At 63.7% G+C, this 17,794-nt stretch carries 8 protein-coding genes; 5 read left to right on the top strand and 3 right to left on the bottom strand.

Annotation, left to right across the window (positions count from 1 at the left end):
* Window positions 1-566 precede the first annotated feature (566 nt).
* Together VNN55_10755 and VNN55_10750 are read left to right on the top strand one after the other, a co-directional pair.
* Window positions 567-1,790 (top strand): PD-(D/E)XK nuclease family protein, encoded by a 1,224-nt coding sequence (locus tag VNN55_10755; protein ID HWO58034.1) that lies wholly within the window; start codon window positions 567-569, stop codon window positions 1,788-1,790.
* 52 nt (window positions 1,791-1,842) lie between these two features.
* Window positions 1,843-2,202, top strand: a complete 360-nt coding sequence (locus tag VNN55_10750; protein HWO58033.1) for a four helix bundle protein — start codon at window positions 1,843-1,845, stop codon at window positions 2,200-2,202.
* 103 nt (window positions 2,203-2,305) lie between these two features.
* Here VNN55_10750 and VNN55_10745 read toward each other — a convergent pair whose 3' ends face one another.
* The 3 genes from VNN55_10745 to VNN55_10735 form a co-directional block, all read right to left on the bottom strand.
* The gene (locus VNN55_10745; GenBank protein HWO58032.1) at window positions 2,306-4,120 is read right to left on the bottom strand and encodes a S41 family peptidase; all 1,815 of its coding nucleotides are present in this window, start codon (window positions 4,118-4,120) and stop codon (window positions 2,306-2,308) included.
* A 327-nt stretch (window positions 4,121-4,447) separates the two neighbouring features.
* Window positions 4,448-6,754, bottom strand: coding sequence for a tetratricopeptide repeat protein (locus VNN55_10740; GenBank protein HWO58031.1), 2,307 nt, complete (start codon window positions 6,752-6,754; stop codon window positions 4,448-4,450).
* Window positions 6,755-6,921: 167 nt separating this feature from the next.
* Window positions 6,922-9,303, bottom strand: coding sequence for a S8 family serine peptidase (locus VNN55_10735; protein ID HWO58030.1), 2,382 nt, complete (start codon window positions 9,301-9,303; stop codon window positions 6,922-6,924).
* Between the two features lie 531 nt (window positions 9,304-9,834).
* On the opposite strand from VNN55_10735, the gene porU reads away from it, so the two are divergent.
* From porU to VNN55_10720, 3 genes are all read left to right on the top strand, one after another.
* Window positions 9,835-13,836 carry a type IX secretion system sortase PorU gene (gene porU / locus VNN55_10730; GenBank protein ID HWO58029.1) on the top strand — a complete coding sequence of 1,334 codons (4,002 nt, stop codon included), beginning with the start codon at window positions 9,835-9,837 and terminating at the stop codon, window positions 13,834-13,836.
* A gap of 113 nt (window positions 13,837-13,949) precedes the next feature.
* Window positions 13,950-16,553 (top strand): PorV/PorQ family protein, encoded by a 2,604-nt coding sequence (locus VNN55_10725; GenBank protein ID HWO58028.1) that lies wholly within the window; start codon window positions 13,950-13,952, stop codon window positions 16,551-16,553.
* A gap of 77 nt (window positions 16,554-16,630) precedes the next feature.
* Window positions 16,631-17,794, top strand: a 1,164-nt coding sequence (locus VNN55_10720; GenBank protein HWO58027.1) for a hypothetical protein, incomplete at its 3' end; no start/stop codon positions are given.

Here is a 17,794-nt window from a genome sequence, read left to right as displayed (position 1 = left end):
TTTCAGAAGATGCGCTTCAACCCAGCTTGCCATGCGGAGCGCCGCAATGCATCTGCTTTTTCCCGGTTCGAAGGAAAAGCAGATCACTCTCCGCCGGCGGCGGATCGGGACGACGTAGCGGAAGTCAAAGAGCAGGCTCGGCAGGAGCCTCGCCCTCCACAAGAGCGATGGGCTGGAATTCATGGATGCGCGCAGGCGGGCCTCGGACTCGCCCTGGTTCCTTGACTTTGTCATGCTGAGCGCAGCGAAGCATCTGCTTATGCCTGTTCGGCAGGAGAAGCAGATACCCCCGCCGCCGGCGACTCGGGATGACAATTCACTGTTCAGCTGGAACATGGTCTTACAACCGGCCCACCCGACGTATTACCCCCGGCCACAATCTATCATCCCGCCGCATCTTCTCCAACTCCCGCAATTCGGCTCTCTTCGCCGCACCCGCCCCAACCGTCATTCCAAGCCGTCCGGCAAAGAGAGCCGGACGGCTTGGAATCTTTGTTTCCCCGCACAAAGTGATTGTCTCCCCGCGCGCGCCGCCGATAATTCAATCCAAACCCGGAGCGTCGCTTATGTACTCCCACAGCCGTCTGTCCACCTACGAAAACTGCCCGCGCAAATTCGCCTTCCGCTATGTCGAACAGGTGAAAGTCGCGCAGGAGACCACCGCCGAGGCCTTCATGGGCTCGATGGTCCATGACACCCTCGAACAACTCTACAAGTGGGTGGAAATGGAGCGCACCCCCAAATGGGAGGACCTCAACGCCTTCTACGAGGACGCCTGGACCAAGGGGTGGAACGAGAACATCCTGATCGTGCGCGAGCATTTGACCGGCGAGGACTACAAGAACCTCGGCCGCCGCTGTGTCATGGACTACTTCAAGAAGTTCTATCCCTTCCGCGATGCCCGTGTGCTTGGCCTCGAGGAACGGCTGGTCTTCGATCTGGACCCCTCCGGCCACTACAAGATTCAGGGGTTCATCGATCGGCTGGCCGAAGCCGAGGATGGCGCCATTGAAATCCATGACTACAAGACCAATCAGCGCATGCGCACCCAGGAGGAGGTCGACCGCGACCGGCAGCTGGCGCTCTACCAGATCGGCATTCAGCGCCGCCTCAACGATGTGAAGAACGTCCGCCTGATCTGGCATTACCTGCGCGCCAACCGCTCGCTGGTCTCGACCCGCACGCCGGACCAGCTCGAGGAACTGCGCTTCGACACCATCCGTCTGATCGACACCATCGAGGAGGCGAAAGTCAAAAACGACTTCCCGCCTCACGAGTCCATGCTCTGCGACTGGTGCGAGTTCCGCGAGTTGTGTCCCGCCAAACGCCACGCGGTCGTGGTCGCCGCCATGTCCCCGCAGGAGTTCGCCGCCGATGACGGCGTCAAGCTGGCCGACCAGTATGCGCAGGCCCGGCGCCGTCTCGATCAGGCCGAGCAGAGAGTCGAGGAACTCAAGCAGCAGATCGTCGACTTCGCCGCCCGCATGAACTTCACCAAACTTCAGGGGCATGGCGTGCAGGTCTCGGTCACCCGCTCGCCGATCTGGAAACTGCCCGCCACCGATGACCCCCAACGCAAGGTCCTCGAAGGCCTCGTGCGCGATTCCGGCCTCTGGGACAAGGTTTCCGACCTCTCCAAATCCAAACTGACCAAGACTATCGACTCCAAATCCTTTGACCCCGTTTTCCGCGACCAAATCCAGCGCTTCCTCACTCGCGACATCCAGACCACCGTCCGCCTCTCCATCAAAGAAGGCAACACCGTCGAAGACGGCCCCGACCCGGGATGATCGGCGATTGGCGATTTTCGATTGACGATTGGAGGACTGGGGAGTTGCGTGTATGAATGCGGATGTGTTCAAGGCGCGGACTCTGGAATTTGCTTTGGCGGTTGTCCGGCTGTGCGAAGCGCTGCCGAAGTCGCGTACGGGTGATATCATCGCGCGACAGCTGCTGCGCTGCGGGGCATCCGTCGGCGCGAACTACCGCGCCGCATGCCGGGCCAGGTCGCGCGCCGATTTCATCGCAAAATTGGGCATCGTAGAGGAAGAATACGACGAATGCCTGTACTGGATGGAGCTGCTGACCCGCGCCGGCCTGGTGGAGAATCGCCAGCTCGACACTCTCATGCGAGAAGCCAATGAAATCCTCTCCATGGTGATCGCCTCAAAGAAGACCGCCCGCACTCACACTCAGAGGTAGCCCCCAATCGCCAATCGCCAATCGAAAATCGTCAATCGCCAATCAACAAAACGGCCCCGCGGGTGCCGCGGGGCCGTAGGTTCTCACGGAGAGTTGATCCTATTTACGATTTGTCACCATTCTTCTTCGTGTCGGTCGCCAGAAGCTTCTTATACTCCTCCTTGTTAATGAGCAGCTCCTTGGCCTTGGCGACATACGGATCATCCTTGAGGATGACGCCTTCGTAATATCCGCGCTCGCCGTACACCTTGTTCAGGATCGCCCGCTTGATCTCGCGCTTGAGCACATCGGCGCTCTCGGTGAAGGCCAATTCCTTTTCCTTGGCCACCAGCGCCTTCATCTGATCCAGGGCCGACTGGTAAATCGCCAGACGTTCCGGATCGTCTTTCAATGCGTCGCGCATCTTGTCCAGTTCGACTTCGGTGTCGGTCTTGTAGTCGAACTTGTTCTCCTCCAGGTAACGGCGGAAGTCGGCCAGCACCTCGTCCGATGCCTCGAACGAAAGCGGGATGTTCGGGTTCTTCGACGAGTAATAGACGGCGTAATTGAAGAATTTGCCCTGCCGCCACAGGTTGATCTCCAAGGGCCGCAACAATTCGCGCTCGATCAGCACATCCGGCACAATTCCGCCGCCGCCATAGACCTTGCGCCCCTTGTTGGTGTAGTAGACCTCCGAGTCGTCCTTCTCCACCACGTTGGAATGCCCCGAATCCTCTTCGCCGGTGGCTTCCTCGTCGGCCATGTTCGGGTGCTTGGTGGCGCGCGATGGCTTCTGAATCGAACGTCCCGACGGCACGAAGTAGCGCGCCGTGGTCAGTTTCAGCGCCACATCCTCGGTGTCGGGCAGACGGAACACCTGCTGCACCAGCCCCTTGCCGAAGGTCGTGTTGCCCACGATCAGCCCGCGGTCCCAGTCCTGGATCGCGCCGGAGACAATCTCCGAGGCCGACGCGGTCCCGTCATCGACCAGCACGACCAGCGGCATGTCGGCCGCGATCGGCTGCTCGGTCGAGAAGTACTTGCGCTGCGACTCGGGGTCGCGCCCTTGCGTGTAAACGATCAGTCTGTCCTTCTCGAGGAACAAATTGGCGGTCTTGACCGCCTGGTCCAAGAGCCCGCCGCCGTTGTAACGCAGATCGAAGATCACGCTCTGCGCGCCCATGCCCTTCAGCGCGATCAGGGCATCCTGCAGTTCCTTGTCGGTGCTCTCGGAAAACTTGTTGAGCCGCAGATAGCCGATCTTGTTGGCCTCGTCGGCCATGCCATAATACGGCACCGACTTCAACTCGATCACCGCGCGCTCGACCACATACTCCAGCGGTTCGGGCAACCCCACCCGGTTGATGGTGAGGGAGACCTTGGTCCCCGCCGGACCGCGCATCAACTTCGACGCCTGCTCGGTGGTCATGCCCACCGCATTCTTGCCGTCGATTGAGATGATTCGGTCCCCCGCCTGCAGACCCATCCGCTGGGCGGGCGTGCCCTCGATCGGCGAGACCACGGTCACCGTGTCCTCGCGCAGATCGATCTGCATCCCCAACCCCTCGTACTTGCCATGGGTCGATTCCATCAGACGGTCGTAGTTCTGCTGCTCCATCAACACCGAAAACGGATCCAGCACATCGAGCATCCCGCGGATGCCGGAGTAGATCATCTCCTTGGTGTTGATCGTATCCATGTACGCCGACTGGATGCGATAGGAGATGTCGGTCAATAGCTTCGAATACTTATAGAGAGTCTCACGGCTGGCGCCCGACGTGGACGGCCCGCGGTCGGTGTCGACCGGTTGACGGTCCGCCTGCGCCCACAACGCCTCGCGGTGCGGCGTGGCCTCGCCCGATCCGACAATCCAGATCGTGACGGCCGCCAGCACGCCGAGAAACAAGGTGTACACTCGGAAGCGACGATCATGCGTCATGACAAACTCACCTTGGTTTGGGTCCCATTGCCCCGCTCATGCCGCCCTCCCGGCGGCCTGCTCTCTGCTTCTACGATGACAGGATGTGCTTTGTTTTGCAACCATTTATCTCCGTCATGCACACTTCCACGACACACACCCGCCAGATTCTGTTCCACCGGTTCCTAAGCGCAATCTCCCTGCCGGATCAACCCGGGTCGCGTCAACTTACGGCCCCTGCGATTACCGGCCAACTGACCGGCCCATCCCCGAGACGCGTCACAAAGACGGCCTTGCACTTCATACGCGCCCACCGCCGGGCTGTTCCCGTCTTTCTTCAATCCGCCCTTAGGGTTCCATGAATTGCTGCAGATACGACATCCCCGAATCAACCGGCGAGCGTTTCAGATACTCACGCGTCGCCGCCACCGCCGCCGCCCGGTCATTGGCATCGGCGGCCAGATAGACCAATTCGAGATAAGGGGGAGCCAGGCTGGAGTCCAACTCGATGGCCCGTTCCGCCGCGGCCTTGGCACGGTCCGCCTGACCCAGATTGCGATAGACCGTCGCCAGATAGAAGTGCGCCAGCGAGTGACGCGGATTGTTCACCAGCGCCGCCTCGAACGCGTTCCGCGCCGCCTCATACTGTTTGGTGGCCACATACGACATCCCGAGGAAGAAAGACGCCCATCCCGACGTCGGGAATTGCTCCTGCCACATCCGCGCCACCCGCGCTCCGTCCTCCCAGCGCAACTTCGCCTGATAGAGCCGCACGCAGCGCAGGTAGACATCCTCCACCCGTGCGCCGCCGACCATCGCCCGCTCGAGGTGCTCCAGCGCCCCGTTCGTATCCGCCTTCTGTTCGGCGATGATCGCGCGGTAATAGTAGGCCTCCTGCTGATTCGGGTCGCGCGCGATGCTCACCCGTGCCAGCGAGTCGGCCGCCGCCTCGTCTTTCAGCCACAGATTGGCGAACGCCAGGACATTGAGTTCATTGATCTTGAGCGTGCGCACACCTTCCAGACGCTGCATCGTGGCCCTCGCTTCCTCCCAGCGTTGCAGCGAGGAATAAGTCAACCCCAGCTGCTCCAGCGCCTGCGCATCGTTCGGCGACAGTTCCAGCGCCTTCTCGAAACAGGCCGCGGCGCTGTCGTATTGCTGCAATTGCCAATGCAGACTGCCCAGGTTGCGCCAGGAGTTCACATCGCGCGGCTGCCAGATTGAGCGCTTGCGCAGGTGCTCGATGGCGGTCTGACGGTCGCCGGTCAGATGGGCCAGCACATACGCCCACGACATCAGCCGCTCGCCACGGTGGAATTGCTGCGTGTAATGCGGATCCTCGCGCACCAAACGGTCCACACGCGCCACCACCGCCCGCTCATCGCGCGCGCCCCACACAAACGCCCCGCTGTGGACCAGCGCCAGCGCCCCGATCATCACCCACTGCGCCCGCACACCCCCCGTCGCGGTCGTTCCACGCGCCAGCTGCGCCGCGCCCAGAATCGACAACGGAATGCCGTAGACGCCGATCAGGTCCCAATCGCGGAACGCGCCGATCAACGGATCCACCCAGAACGAGAAAAACCACAAGGAGGCCGCCGCCACCGCCAGGATGCCCAACGACGTGTCCAGCGGCTTGCGACCCGCGCCCGCCAGCCAGGCCAGCAAGCCAATCACCCCGATCGGCGCGGCAAACAATAGCAGATTGACCGTGTCGGACAGATGCGGCAACCCGAAGGCCGTGTACGAGGTCTCCTCCGATGCCCAAAGCGGCACAAAGATGCCGGGCTTCACCGTCGAAAAGACCGCGCCCGCGATGCCCCAGCCGACAAAGCCGATGAGGAAGAGCGCCCCCGCACGGCGCGGCAGGAGCCCGCTTACCGTGCGCTTGCCGAAGAGGACCCACAAGAGCGCTGGCAGAAACGCCACCGCCAACAGATGCAGGACACAGCCCAGTACCCACAGCGCCGTCGCCCACAGAAGCCGGCTCCGCAACAGGAAGAGCAGACTCCAGAGCAGCGCCGCGCCGACCAGCGAGTAGGCCTCGACATGCCCGAACCAGAGCGCCGCCATCCCACTGGAACAGCCGGCCCCAATCACCATCCAACGCGCGCCGCGGTCCTTCGGGTAGAGGTGCCGGGCGATCGTGGCGATCGCCGCCAACATGGCGACTCCCGCCGCCGCGCTGAGAAGGGCATAAGCGGTTTCCGGCGATCCGCCCAAGGGCGCTACGATGGCTTTGAAGACCAACCAGTGCACCGTCAGGTCGCCGCCCATCAACGCCAGATTGCCGCTGATGTCGGGGAATCCGCCGGCCAGATAGCCGCGAAACGAGTACCCGTCGCCGTAGGCATACCCCCGCATGCGGAAGAGGAGAAACAACGCCGCCGCCGCCGCCAGGAAGCCCCACGATGCGCCCCGTGGCCACACCCGACGCTCCATCGTCGCCGCCACTCGCTCCGCCACCCCCGGGAACACCGCCACCGCCACCAAAAGCAACAGCAACGACCGGCCCCACAACGGCAACTCGGCCCAATAGTCCAGTCCCCAGGTCCAGATGCCGGGACGCCACGCCGTGAGGAAATGGACCAGCGCCAGCACCACGATGCCGCCCACCAGCCAGTCGAAGGACCACCCGGACACCGCGACAGGCACAGGGGCTGGCTTTTTCGTCATAGATAGGAAAGATACACCAACACTGCACTGACGGCAACGATCCTCCCGCCCCGCCTGTTGCCGTCCTTGCCGCCCGATCCACCATTCAGGCAGAAGGCGGGTAAAGACCCGCCTTTGCCAGACCATCTGATGACGGATCGCGGCCCTCACGGACACGGCTGCGGCACGCCGGCGCGAAAGGCGAATTCCACCACCTTGATCACATCGAGAATGTTGTACTCTCCGTCGCAGTTGGCGTCGACACGATCCGGCGGCGTCGGCAACGGCACCGAGCGGAACAGGTGATCGACCGCCAGCGTGACATCGATCACCGTATGCGCGCCGTCATAGTCGATGTCCCCGGGCAGGACAAAGAGATTGACCATGCCGGCGTTGTAGGTCGGCACAAAGTCCAGCACCGGCGAGCTGAACTTCAGCTGCAGTTGCGAAATCCCCAGCGTCGCCGTGTCGACGGTGATGAAGTTGGCCGGGTTCACGTTGCTTTTCATCTTAAACCACAGCCGCGCGATCGGCCCCGCGCCTGGCGCCAACGGGGCCGGGGAGCCATTCTGATTGTTGTCGGCGCGCATCCGCATGCACACCGCGCCGGTGGTGCGCGCGTCGTACACCAGTTGCTTGTACTCGAAATAATCCGTGCGGCATCCGGTCGTCACCATCGAGTCCAGCGTGGCCGAGCCGGGAATGTTGGTGGCCCGCAACGGCAGTATGATCTCCTTCACCGGCTGGAAGTTGGTCGCCCAGACATCAACCGCCACCACCGTGCCCGCCGGCGCGACCGTGTCGACCGCCGCCAGCGTCTCCGCCAGCGCCGCGATGTAACTGACCTTCTGCTTGAGCCCGGTCCCCAGCGCCGTCTGCGTCCGCAGCGTGACATCCCACAGCCCCGGACCGTAGACATGCGACGGGTTCTGGATCAAGGCCGAGTCTCCGTCGCCGAAATACCATGTCCACCCCGTCGGCGGCGTAAACGAACTGTCGTAGAACTGCACATACAAAGGCGCCGGTCCCACGCGCGGATCGGCCGCGAAGTTGGTCGACGCCAGATTCTGCAGCGAGTTGTTGAGGTTGATTCGCCCCGATCCCAGCATCCCGACATAGGCCGGATTGAGCGCGTCGATGTTGTCGGCTGTGCCGATAATGATGTCGAACACGTCCTGACGCGTCAGCGACGGGTTCAACGATCGGATCAGCCCCACCTGACCGACCACCTGCGGCGCCGCCATCGAGGTCCCGCTGAACCGCGCGTACGTCGGCGAGTAGTGGTTCGACACGGTGCTGTAGATCGAGGAGCCCGGCGCCGCGACATCCACCTGCGGCCCGTAATTGGAGAAACTGGAACGGGTGTCGTTGGAGGTCGTCGAGGCCACGCACAAAACGTCGGTACGGTTCTGCAGATAGCCCGTGACGCCGCCGTTGTCGTTGCCCGCCGCCGCCGAAATCACCAGCTCGTGCGCCACCGCGCTGTCGGTTGCCGCCTCGATGCCGCCGCCGGTCGACGATCCAAAGCTGTAATTGATCGCCGTCGCCCCGTTGCGGTAGGCGTAAGTGAACGCCTGCGCGACATAGCTCATGTGCGTGCGGCCGTTCTCCTGGCCGCCGTCGTCAAACGAATAGCCCATGCGCAGGCACATGATCCGGCAGCCCGGCTCGCTCACTCCGAATCCGCCGGCCACCCCCGACACCCCGACCGTGTTGTTCGTTGTCGCCGCGATCGTGCCCGAGGTGTGCGTCCCATGCCCGTTGAAGTCGTTGGGATCATTGTCCTGGATCGCCCCGTCCTCCCCCGGCCAGACCAGACTGCCGCTGGTGACAAAGTCCCAACCGATCAGGTCATCGACATACCCGTTGCCGTCATCGTCAATGCCGTTCATGTCCGAGGGATCCATCACCACCCGGTCACCGTCCAGGTCCTCGCCCGGGTTGATCCAGACATTGGCGTTTAAGTCCTCATGCGACCAGAGCACCCCGGTGTCGGTATCGGCGAGGATGATGTCGGGACTGCCGACCGTCTTCTCCCACGCCTCCGGCGCGTCCATGTCACGGTCGCTGCCCTGATTGAGTTGGAACATCTGCGGATACAGCGCATCGTCGGGCGTGCGCATGATATAGGCGAAGTAATCGAAGTCGACTCGCTCAACCTCCGGCAGCGCCTCGTACTCGGCGGCCAGTTTGTCGAGATCGGCGGACGGATCGAAGTAGAGCAGATGCCAGCGGTCCATCGGCGATTGGCCGGCGGCCACCGACTTGGCGCTCGCGCTGCCGCGCGGAAAGAGGGGATAGTAGTCGCTCATCCCGTGCTTCACATTCAACTGATCCACCGCCGGCACACCCATGGTCGCGCCGTTGCTCTGCAGCTTGTTGCCAAAAGGCATGTACCCCTCGGCCAGCTGGATCACCAACACGCCGGGGATCCGCTCCCCCTGCGACGGGTTCACATGGCCGTCGTCACGCACCGTCGCCACTCCCGGCGCCGCCCACAGGAAGACCGCCACACACAAACAGACCGCCGGAAGCATTCGCTTCAGCATCACACACTCCTCAGGTTTTCTGGTCTCGATGGGGCACCGGCCGAATCGCAGGTACGTACAGCCGCGGGGCAAACACGATGGACAGCCCGCAAATCCAATATACCAGACGATTTATGTGCGTCAACGCCCCACGCCTCGCTTCGGTGACATTTCGCAGTCATCGGTCGCATCTCTGCGCAGGGTTTTGCGCATCTCGAACTCAGACCCGTCGCGCCCGGTTTACCTGCGACGCTTGCGACCCCTTGCCCGAATGCCACTTAGCGCGCCGTGACCCAAATGCGCCCCGTTGGCCTGCCGCTTGCATGGAGGGGAGAAGCTTCCCGCCGGATACAAAGCCGGGGGCGGCCACATAATTGTCGTTTGACAATTCGACCGCGAAGATGTTAATTAACAACGTCTTTGCCGGACCGTAAACGGTTTGAGCCACAGGAGGTTTTAGCGCACCACTTCGATTGATTCTTCACACTCTCGCCATTAGGGGCAGGGGTGTGGTACACCAAAGAATCACCGTCCCGGTTTCGGGACCAAATCATGGTGCGCGTCAACCGCTACATCCTGGCGTTCTGCTTGTCCGCTCTTTGCGCGGTCCGCGCGCAGGCATCGCTTTACGATGACTGCTCGATCCTCTCCCGCTCCGAGTCCGAAATCCAGTTTGTTTACCGCACCGGCGCTCCCGTTTGGGCGAACAACGCGCAGGGTGTCTATCTCGACATCGCGAATGCCGCGCTCGACGCGCGCTCCGGGTTGCCGCAGGTTCCCGGACGCATCATCTACATTGCGCTGCCCCCTGGCGCCGATCGCGTCGATGCAACCCTGCTGAATGTCGGCACAAGTCGCCGCCTGACCCCGCCCCGGCCATTGTCGCTTGAAGCTCCGGCCTGGCCCTATCCCGACACCCGCCTGGTCGTCGATGACCTGTTCACCCTGCATGGTGTGCGGGTGGCGCGTCTCATTCTGCATCCGGCGCTGTATGCCGATCCGCAGGGCGCGCTCGATCTGACCGATGCCATGACGGTCTCTGTGCGTTTTTCCGGCGGGTCATACGCGGGCGCGCCGTTGCCGTCGCGCGATCCCTATGCCGCCATCCTCGGTCAATTGCTTCTGAACCCCGAAGACGCGCGCGTCGACGCCGAACGCAATCTGGCCAAACCCGCCGTCGAAACCAACCCCTTCGCCGGCGGCGCGCAGTGGGTGTCGCTGCGCACCCGCGGCGACGGCGTCTTTGTCATCACACCCAGCATCCTGCGCATGGCCGGCGTGTCGCTCAACGGCGTCAACCCCGCCGGGATGCGTCTTTTCGCCGGCCCCGGACGACAACTGTCCACCAAGGTCGCCGATCCCGCCCCGACGCTGCGCGAGGCCGCCATGCTCTGGCAGGGCGACGATGACGCCGCCTTCGAAGATGGCGAGCAGTTCCTCTTCTGGGGCGATGGCCTCAACCGCTGGGATGTCGATTCGCTCGGCAATCTCGTCGATGTCGTGCACCGCTACGACCGCGACAATGTCTACTGGCTGGCGCTGTCGCATTCCGCTTCGACCCCGCCGCTGCGCGTCGAATCGCTCTCGGCGCCGCCCGCGCCGGGCGCCCTCGATCAGTTCACCGGCATCGTCCGCGCCCGCCACGAGGAGGACACCATCCTGCGCATCGCCTCCTCGGGATTCATTGAGAGTTATTACACGCGCTACTTCCGCAATCGCCGCGTCGGCGCGATCACCTTCTACGAGGCCCGCAACGCCGCCCCGGGGTTGCCGGCGCTCATCGAGATGGGCACCTGGGCCGGCTTCGCCGCCGACTACCATCCGCGCCTGCGCATCGCCGGCCAGACCGTCTTCCCCGACGTCGTCGCCGAGCGCAAGGGGGAGGACCGTTCCACCCTCTCGACCTTCCGCCTGGCCGCCTACGATCCGAATGTTGACTATGAGCTCTTCTTCGATGCGGCCAACACCGCCAGCTATTACCTCGACTTCTACACGATCGAATACCACCGCCGCCTCGAGATGGCCGCGGGAGCGTTCAAGTTCGCCGCGCCCGACACCACCGCCGCGCTGAACTTCACCATCGCCGGCGGCGCGTCGGCACAAGTCTGGGACATCTCCGATCCGCAGCGTCCGCGCGCCGTCATCGACGCCGGCCGTGACGGCAACGACCTCCGGTTTGGCGCCGCGCTGGCCAAAGGCCGGCGTCGCCTGTTCTATGCCTTTGTCAACGCCTCGCTGAAGACACCGCGGGCCGTCGCACCGGTCACCGTGGTCGACCTGCACACTCCGTCCACCGGCGCCGACTACCTGGCCATAGGCCCGCGCGCCTTCGGCAACGCCACCGCCGATTTCCTCGACTACCGCGCCGGGACCGACAACCTCGTCACCCGCTATGTCGCCGTCGAGGATATCTACAACAGCTTTGCCCTCGGCCCGCAGGACCCCGTCGCCATCCGCCGCTTCCTGCGCCACACCCACTACCACTGGCCCGGCCCGCAGCCGGTCTTTGCGCTCCTGGTCGGCGATGGCACCAACGACTTTCTCAACAACACCCGCGCCAATTCGGTCAACTATGTCCCGCCGTACATCGTGCGCGATGACGCGGTGGTCTCCGATGAGAGCTACGTCTATTTCACCGACCGCGCCGTGCTCGACGCCGAAGGCGACACGCAGGCCAATCCCTTTCCCGACATGTTGATCGGGCGCTGGCCGGTGCGCAACTCCGCCGAAATCGCCGCCATCACCGCCAAGATCAAACGCTACGAATCCGCCGAGAACCTCGGCCCCTGGCGCTCGCGCGTGATGATGGTCGCTGATGACGAGTACGGCGAGCGCGACAATCTCTCCGTCTGCGAGGGCTTCCACATCCGCGACGCCGAGGCGATCGCCAACGCCTACATCCCGCCGCGCATCGACGTGCAGAAGATCTATCTGACCGAATACCCCTTCGACAACCCCTCCTGCGTCGATCCGGCCGCCACCGGCTGCCGCAAGCCCGCTGCCAAGGAGGCGGTCGTCGCGGGACTCAACGAGGGCGTCTTAGTCTTCGACTTCCTCGGCCACGGCAACCCCGATGTCATGGCCCACGAGCGCGTCTTCGAGCGCACCGTCGATCTGCCCCGGCTGACCAACGGGTCCACACCCCATGCGGTGCTGACCTTCTCCTGCTCGATCGGTTTTTTCGATGACCCGGTCGACGAAGGAATGTCGGAGGAATGGATTCGGATGCCGGAGGGCGGGGCCGTCGCCGTGATCTCCGCCACCCGCCTGTCGGGGGCGCTGGCCAACGCCGATCTCAACGAGGTGGTCTTCGATTTGCTCTTCAAACGCGGGCTGACCGGCATTGCCGCCGCGCTCTACACCGGCAAACTCACACGGCAGTATTTCGAGTTGAATTGCCGCCTGTTTGAAAACTGCGACACGCCCCCGTGCCCCTGCGCCAATGACCGCGGTTATATCCTCTTCGGCGATCCGGCGCTGAAGCTCGGCCTGCCCACCCGGCGCGTCAACTTCGCCTCGCTCTCCCCCGACAGTCTGACCGCGCTCGCACCGGCGGCGGTCACCGGGACCGTCACCGATGCCGACGGCAATCTCCTCGTCGGATTCAACGGCGCGATGTCCGTCACCGTCCGCGATGTCCCGCGCCGCCGCCATTACACTTACTGCACCGACGATACGATCAACTACCAGCTCTCCGGCGGCACGCTCTACCGCGGGCAGGTGCCGGTGCAAAACGGCCGCTTTGAATTCAGCTTCATCGTGCCCAAGGATATCGCCTACGGCCAGACCGGCGCGCGCGTCATGGGCCATGCCGTCGCCGCCGCCGAAGTCGCCGGTGGCGCGCTCGATTCCATCCCGCTGGCCGTCTCCGCCGGCGCCGTCAACGACACCGCCGGACCCGCCGTGGCGCTGCGCACCGATAAGGGAGAGGTCATCGTCGATGGCTTCCATCTCCCCGAGGATGCCGCACTCGAAGTCGCCGTCGATGACCCCTCCGGCATCAATCTCACCGGCTCCTCCGGCCACCGCTTCGAGGTCTTCGTCGATGAGGCCCAAACGCCCTTCGCCGATCTGACGGACCTCTTCGTGTACGACCCCGGCTCACCCAACAAGGGCAAAGCCCAATTCAGCATCGCCGGCCTGACACAGGGTGCGCACCGCCTTCAGCTCAAAGTATGGGACAATGCCAATAACTCGACCGCCTCGGATTATGATCTTCAAGTCGTTGCAAAAGAAACGGATATCGACTTTCGCTTAACTGAATTCTTGAACCACCCCAACCCCCTGTCCGACCTGACGACCTTCTATTTCCGCGCCACCCGTGCCATTACTTCTGCCCGCATCCGGCTCTTCACGCTCGCCGGACGGTTGATCTGGGAGGCCGATGCCCAGGATGGACTGACGAGTTGGGACGGACGCGACAACACTGGCGACCGTGTCGCCAACGGCGTCTACCTCGCTCAATTGGAAGCCGTTGGACAAGTGCTGGCCGATGACGGTCAGATTGTCGATAAAAAGGCCTATAGGGAGATGAAAGTCGTCGTGTCGCGCTGATCTGAACAATCAGGTGAATGCGCGACACTAAACAGTTCGCAAATAATCAGTTCGTCGCCCGCCGGAGAGTGCTTGCACCCCTTCGGCATAGAACCAAAGGGAAGGATCAACCGATGCTGAAAACCCAACACCTCGCCGTCGCGATTCTGATCGTGGCCTGCGGCCTGATGCTTTGCCCCGTGGAAGCGCAGGCCCAGGTCAACGCCGGCGTGCTTTTCCTCCGCATTCCCACCGGCGCGCGCGCCGCCGGCATGGGCGGCACCTTTGTCGCCATGGCCGATGACGCCACCGCCACGCACTGGAACCCGGCCGGCCTCGGCGCCTACCCGCTCAACACCGAATGGAGCGCCTACCCGATGAACGCCGGCGGCGTGGTGCTCGACGCCGTCGCGCTCAAAAACGGCCTCCCCTATGACAACTTCCAGGCCTACGATCTGTGGATCCTCACCGATCAGGGCCTGCGCGTCTTCCGCCTCAAGGGCGGCGAACCGGATCGCATCCGGCTGGAAACCGAAAACGTCGGCTCGCTCGGGGCGGCCATTCGCCGCTATGCGCCCTTCCTCTCCGAGGAAGACGCCGACGCCATCGCCCGCCAGTCGGTCGCGGCGCAGGCCGGCATCACGGCGCAGGAAATGGAGAGCTTCATCACCCGGCTGGCCGAGGCCACGCCCGAGGGGTACCGTGATCGCACCATCCTCGAAAACGTCGGACGCGAATTCCGCGTCGCCTTCAACGAAGGACGCGTCGACACCGAACATCTGATGGAACTGCGCGCCGCGATCGCGGCTCTGCCGCCCTCCGGCCCGGTCACCGAGGAGACGCAATTGGATCGCGTGCGCTTCGCGATGGAGCGCTCGATCTCGCCCATTCTGCCGGCGGCGATCGACGTGCGCCTGACCGACCTTTTGCGCGCGCCGATCAATGCCATCGCCGGCGACGGCGAAGTCCTCTATGTCGCCTCCGCCAACGGCGTCGTCGCCTTCGATGGCGCCCGCTGGGAGCGCGTGCCCGCGCCCGCCGGCATTGAGGAATGGGACAAGACCGTCGTCAACTGCCTGGCCGTCACCAGCGGACGCCGTCTCTGGGTCGGCACCAACGACGGCATCTTCGTGCGTCACTCCGGCCAATGGTCGTCGCTGGGCGCAAGCGAAGGCCTCCCGTCGATGCGCGTCCTGAAGGTCGCCCTCTCCGATGCCACCCGCGGTTGGGTGGTCACCGACAAGGGGCTAGCGCTCTACAACGACGGCCGCTTTGTCGCCAATTCCGTCATCACGATGAGCGTCGGCGAGACCCTCGAGCAGGCCATCGGCCAGTGGATGGACTCGCAGGATGAGGTCGCCATCGCCCGTGTCGCCGCCGAAGTGCGCGCGCTCAACGGCCTCGGCGCCGAGGCCGCCCCCGCCGCCGGCAACAACGCCTCGATCCCGTACTCGCTCGGCTTGCGCGGCGACATCACCGCGCTGGCCCTCGACGGCTACGACCGTCTCTGGGTCGGCACCACGCTCGGCACTTTCCGTTACGCCCGCGGCCGCTGGACCTCCTTCGGCTACGAAGCGATGACCGTCCCCGAGGCCACCACCGCGCAGGCGATCGCCGAGTCGCGTCTCGGCAATCGCGCCACCCCCGACCGGGTGAGCCGTCTGACGGAGTACATCACCAGTTACAACAAACTCGAGGGCGGACGGGTGGAGGCGGGACGCACCATCTATGTCTATCGCAACCCGGCCGGCTCGCGCGTCACCGACATCGTTGGCTCCGGCGACCGCCTCTATGTCGCCACCGAGGTCGGCCAGCTCGAAGTCGACAACGGCGAGTGGGGACGCTACTACCATGCCGACCTCGACCGCGATCAGGTCGGCGCCATCTGCGAGCAGGGCGGCGACTACTGGTTCATCACCAACGAGCGCGTCGTCATCTACCAGCGGCCGCACAAGGAAGTCTCGTTCATGTATGCCCCCTGGCTGCCCGACTTCAAACTCGATCTGTATTACATCTTCCCGAGCGTCGTCACCCACATCGACGGCATCGGCACCATCGGGCTCTCGCTGCCGTTCCTCTCGTTCGGCGAGATCGAACGCCGCGACGAGCTCGGCAACATCGGTGCCTCGTTTAACTCCTTTGACATGGCCGCCACCGTCTCGTATGGCACCCGCCTGACCCCGTCGCTGGCCGCCGGGTTGTCCGCCAAGTTCATCTACTCGCGCCTTGCCGATCAGGGCGCCGGCGCCGAGATCGGCTCCGGATCCGGCAGCGCCTTCGCCATGGACGCCGGTTTCCTCTACAAGACGCCCTGGAAACGCCTCACGGTCGGCGGCGCCCTGACCAACCTCGGCCCGAATATCTCCTACATCGATGCCCAGCAATCCGACCCGCTGCCGCGCAACCTCGCGCTCGGCGTCGCCTACCATCTCTGGAGCTCGCCCTTCAACAACCTGATCCTCGTCGCCGACCTGAACAAGGAGATCGTCAACATCGGCGAGAGCGACCAGTCCGAACTCAAGCAGATCATCTATAACGCCGGCTTCGAGTACCGCTACGGCTCGTTCTTCTCGGGGCGCGCCGGGTACATGTACGACGAAGACGGCGAGGTCAAGACGCCGACCGTCGGCGCGGGCATCTCGTTCTCCAACCTGCGCCTCGATTTCGCCTACATCCCGTCGTCCAAGGACCTCCCCTTGGCCAACACGCTCTTTTACAGTCTCTCAGGACGGTTCTAACGGTGGCGACACGGCCAACTGATCATTTCCACTTCGGGCGGGCGATCCACTGCGGCGGACGGCCGCGCGGACCCATCATGCGCAAGGAATCCTCCTTGCGACCGGGGAGGGCGGGGCTTCTGCCGAGCCTGCTTTTGGTTCCACTGATCATCGTGCTCTCTTCGATCCATGTCGGCGCCGCCGGGGGCATCCTCCCGATCTCCCGCGCCCGACTCGTGGTCGACTCGACCGTCAACCGCGCCGATCTGCCGCGCTGCCTCTGTCCGGGAGGGCCATCGCAACGCAATCTTCTCGGTCTGGAACGTCCGACGCCGCATGCGCTCGGCAAACGCGCGCTGGCCGATCCGGTCACGCTGCGTATCCTCGCCATCCGCGTCGAGTTCCCCTACGAGGAGTCCGATGATCCGCTGACCACCGGACGCGGCCGCTTCGATCTGCGCGACACGACCATCTTCTTCGATTCCGCCGGGCACAGCTTCGACACCAGCCCGCACAATCGCCGCTACTTCGCGGCCCATCTGCGCGCGCTCAACGCGTACTGGAATGTCGTCTCCAACGGCCGTCTGTCGCTGGAATCGCATGTCTTTCCGGTCGCCGAAGACAGCGCCTACCGTGTGCCGCAACCGACCGGCTTCTATGGCCGCGAGCGCGATGGCGACTCGGGGCTGGTCTTCGGGCTGCGGCAGTTCATTGAGGATGCCGCCAACGCCGCCGCCGCCGATCCTGCGATCCGCTTCGCCGACTACGATGGCGTCATCATCTTCCACGCCGGTACCAGCCGCCAGTTCGACGTGCTCAACGATTCGCCGCATGATCTGTTTTCGGTCTTCATCCGCCGCGACGATCCGGTCATTCTCAACGGCGGCGCCGACACTCTCGGCGAAGCCATTCTCGTGCCGGAAACAATCAGTCAGGACGGACGCATCGGCGTGCTCAATGGCGTGCTGGCCCACGAGTTTGGCCACCAACTCGGACTGGTCGACCTCTACAACACCTTCAACTTCACCACCCAGGTCGGCAACTTCAGTCTGATGGATAACAACGCCAACGATGTCGGCATCGAGACCGAAGTGGAAGGCCAGCGCCGTATTCTCTTCGGCGCGGTGCCGGTCTTCCCCGATGCCTGGTCGCGCGCGTATCTGGGATTCGTCGATGTTCTCACCGTCACCGACTCCACCCCGGTGACGGTCTGGACCGCTGAGGAGGAGGAACTGGCGCCCTTCAACCGTCAGGTCTGGCGG

The organism is bacterium (assembly GCA_035559435.1).
Lineage (GTDB): Bacteria > Zixibacteria > MSB-5A5 > WJJR01 > WJJR01 > JACQFV01.
Note: the sequence above shows the minus strand (reverse complement) of the source record. Positions and strands in the feature narration are given on the sequence as shown.

What these genes read in the sequence shown, in the direction of transcription:
- VNN55_10755 (HWO58034.1), top strand. Translation starts at nt 567, where the DNA reads ATGTACTCCCACAGCCGTCTGTCCACCTACGAAAACTGCCCGCGCAAA.
- VNN55_10750 (HWO58033.1), top strand. Translation starts at nt 1,843, where the DNA reads ATGAATGCGGATGTGTTCAAGGCGCGGACTCTGGAATTTGCTTTGGCG.
- VNN55_10745 (HWO58032.1), bottom strand. Translation starts at nt 4,120, where the DNA reads ATGACGCATGATCGTCGCTTCCGAGTGTACACCTTGTTTCTCGGCGTG.
- VNN55_10735 (HWO58030.1), bottom strand. Translation starts at nt 9,303, where the DNA reads ATGCTGAAGCGAATGCTTCCGGCGGTCTGTTTGTGTGTGGCGGTCTTC.
- porU (HWO58029.1), top strand. Translation starts at nt 9,835, where the DNA reads ATGGTGCGCGTCAACCGCTACATCCTGGCGTTCTGCTTGTCCGCTCTT.
- VNN55_10725 (HWO58028.1), top strand. Translation starts at nt 13,950, where the DNA reads ATGCTGAAAACCCAACACCTCGCCGTCGCGATTCTGATCGTGGCCTGC.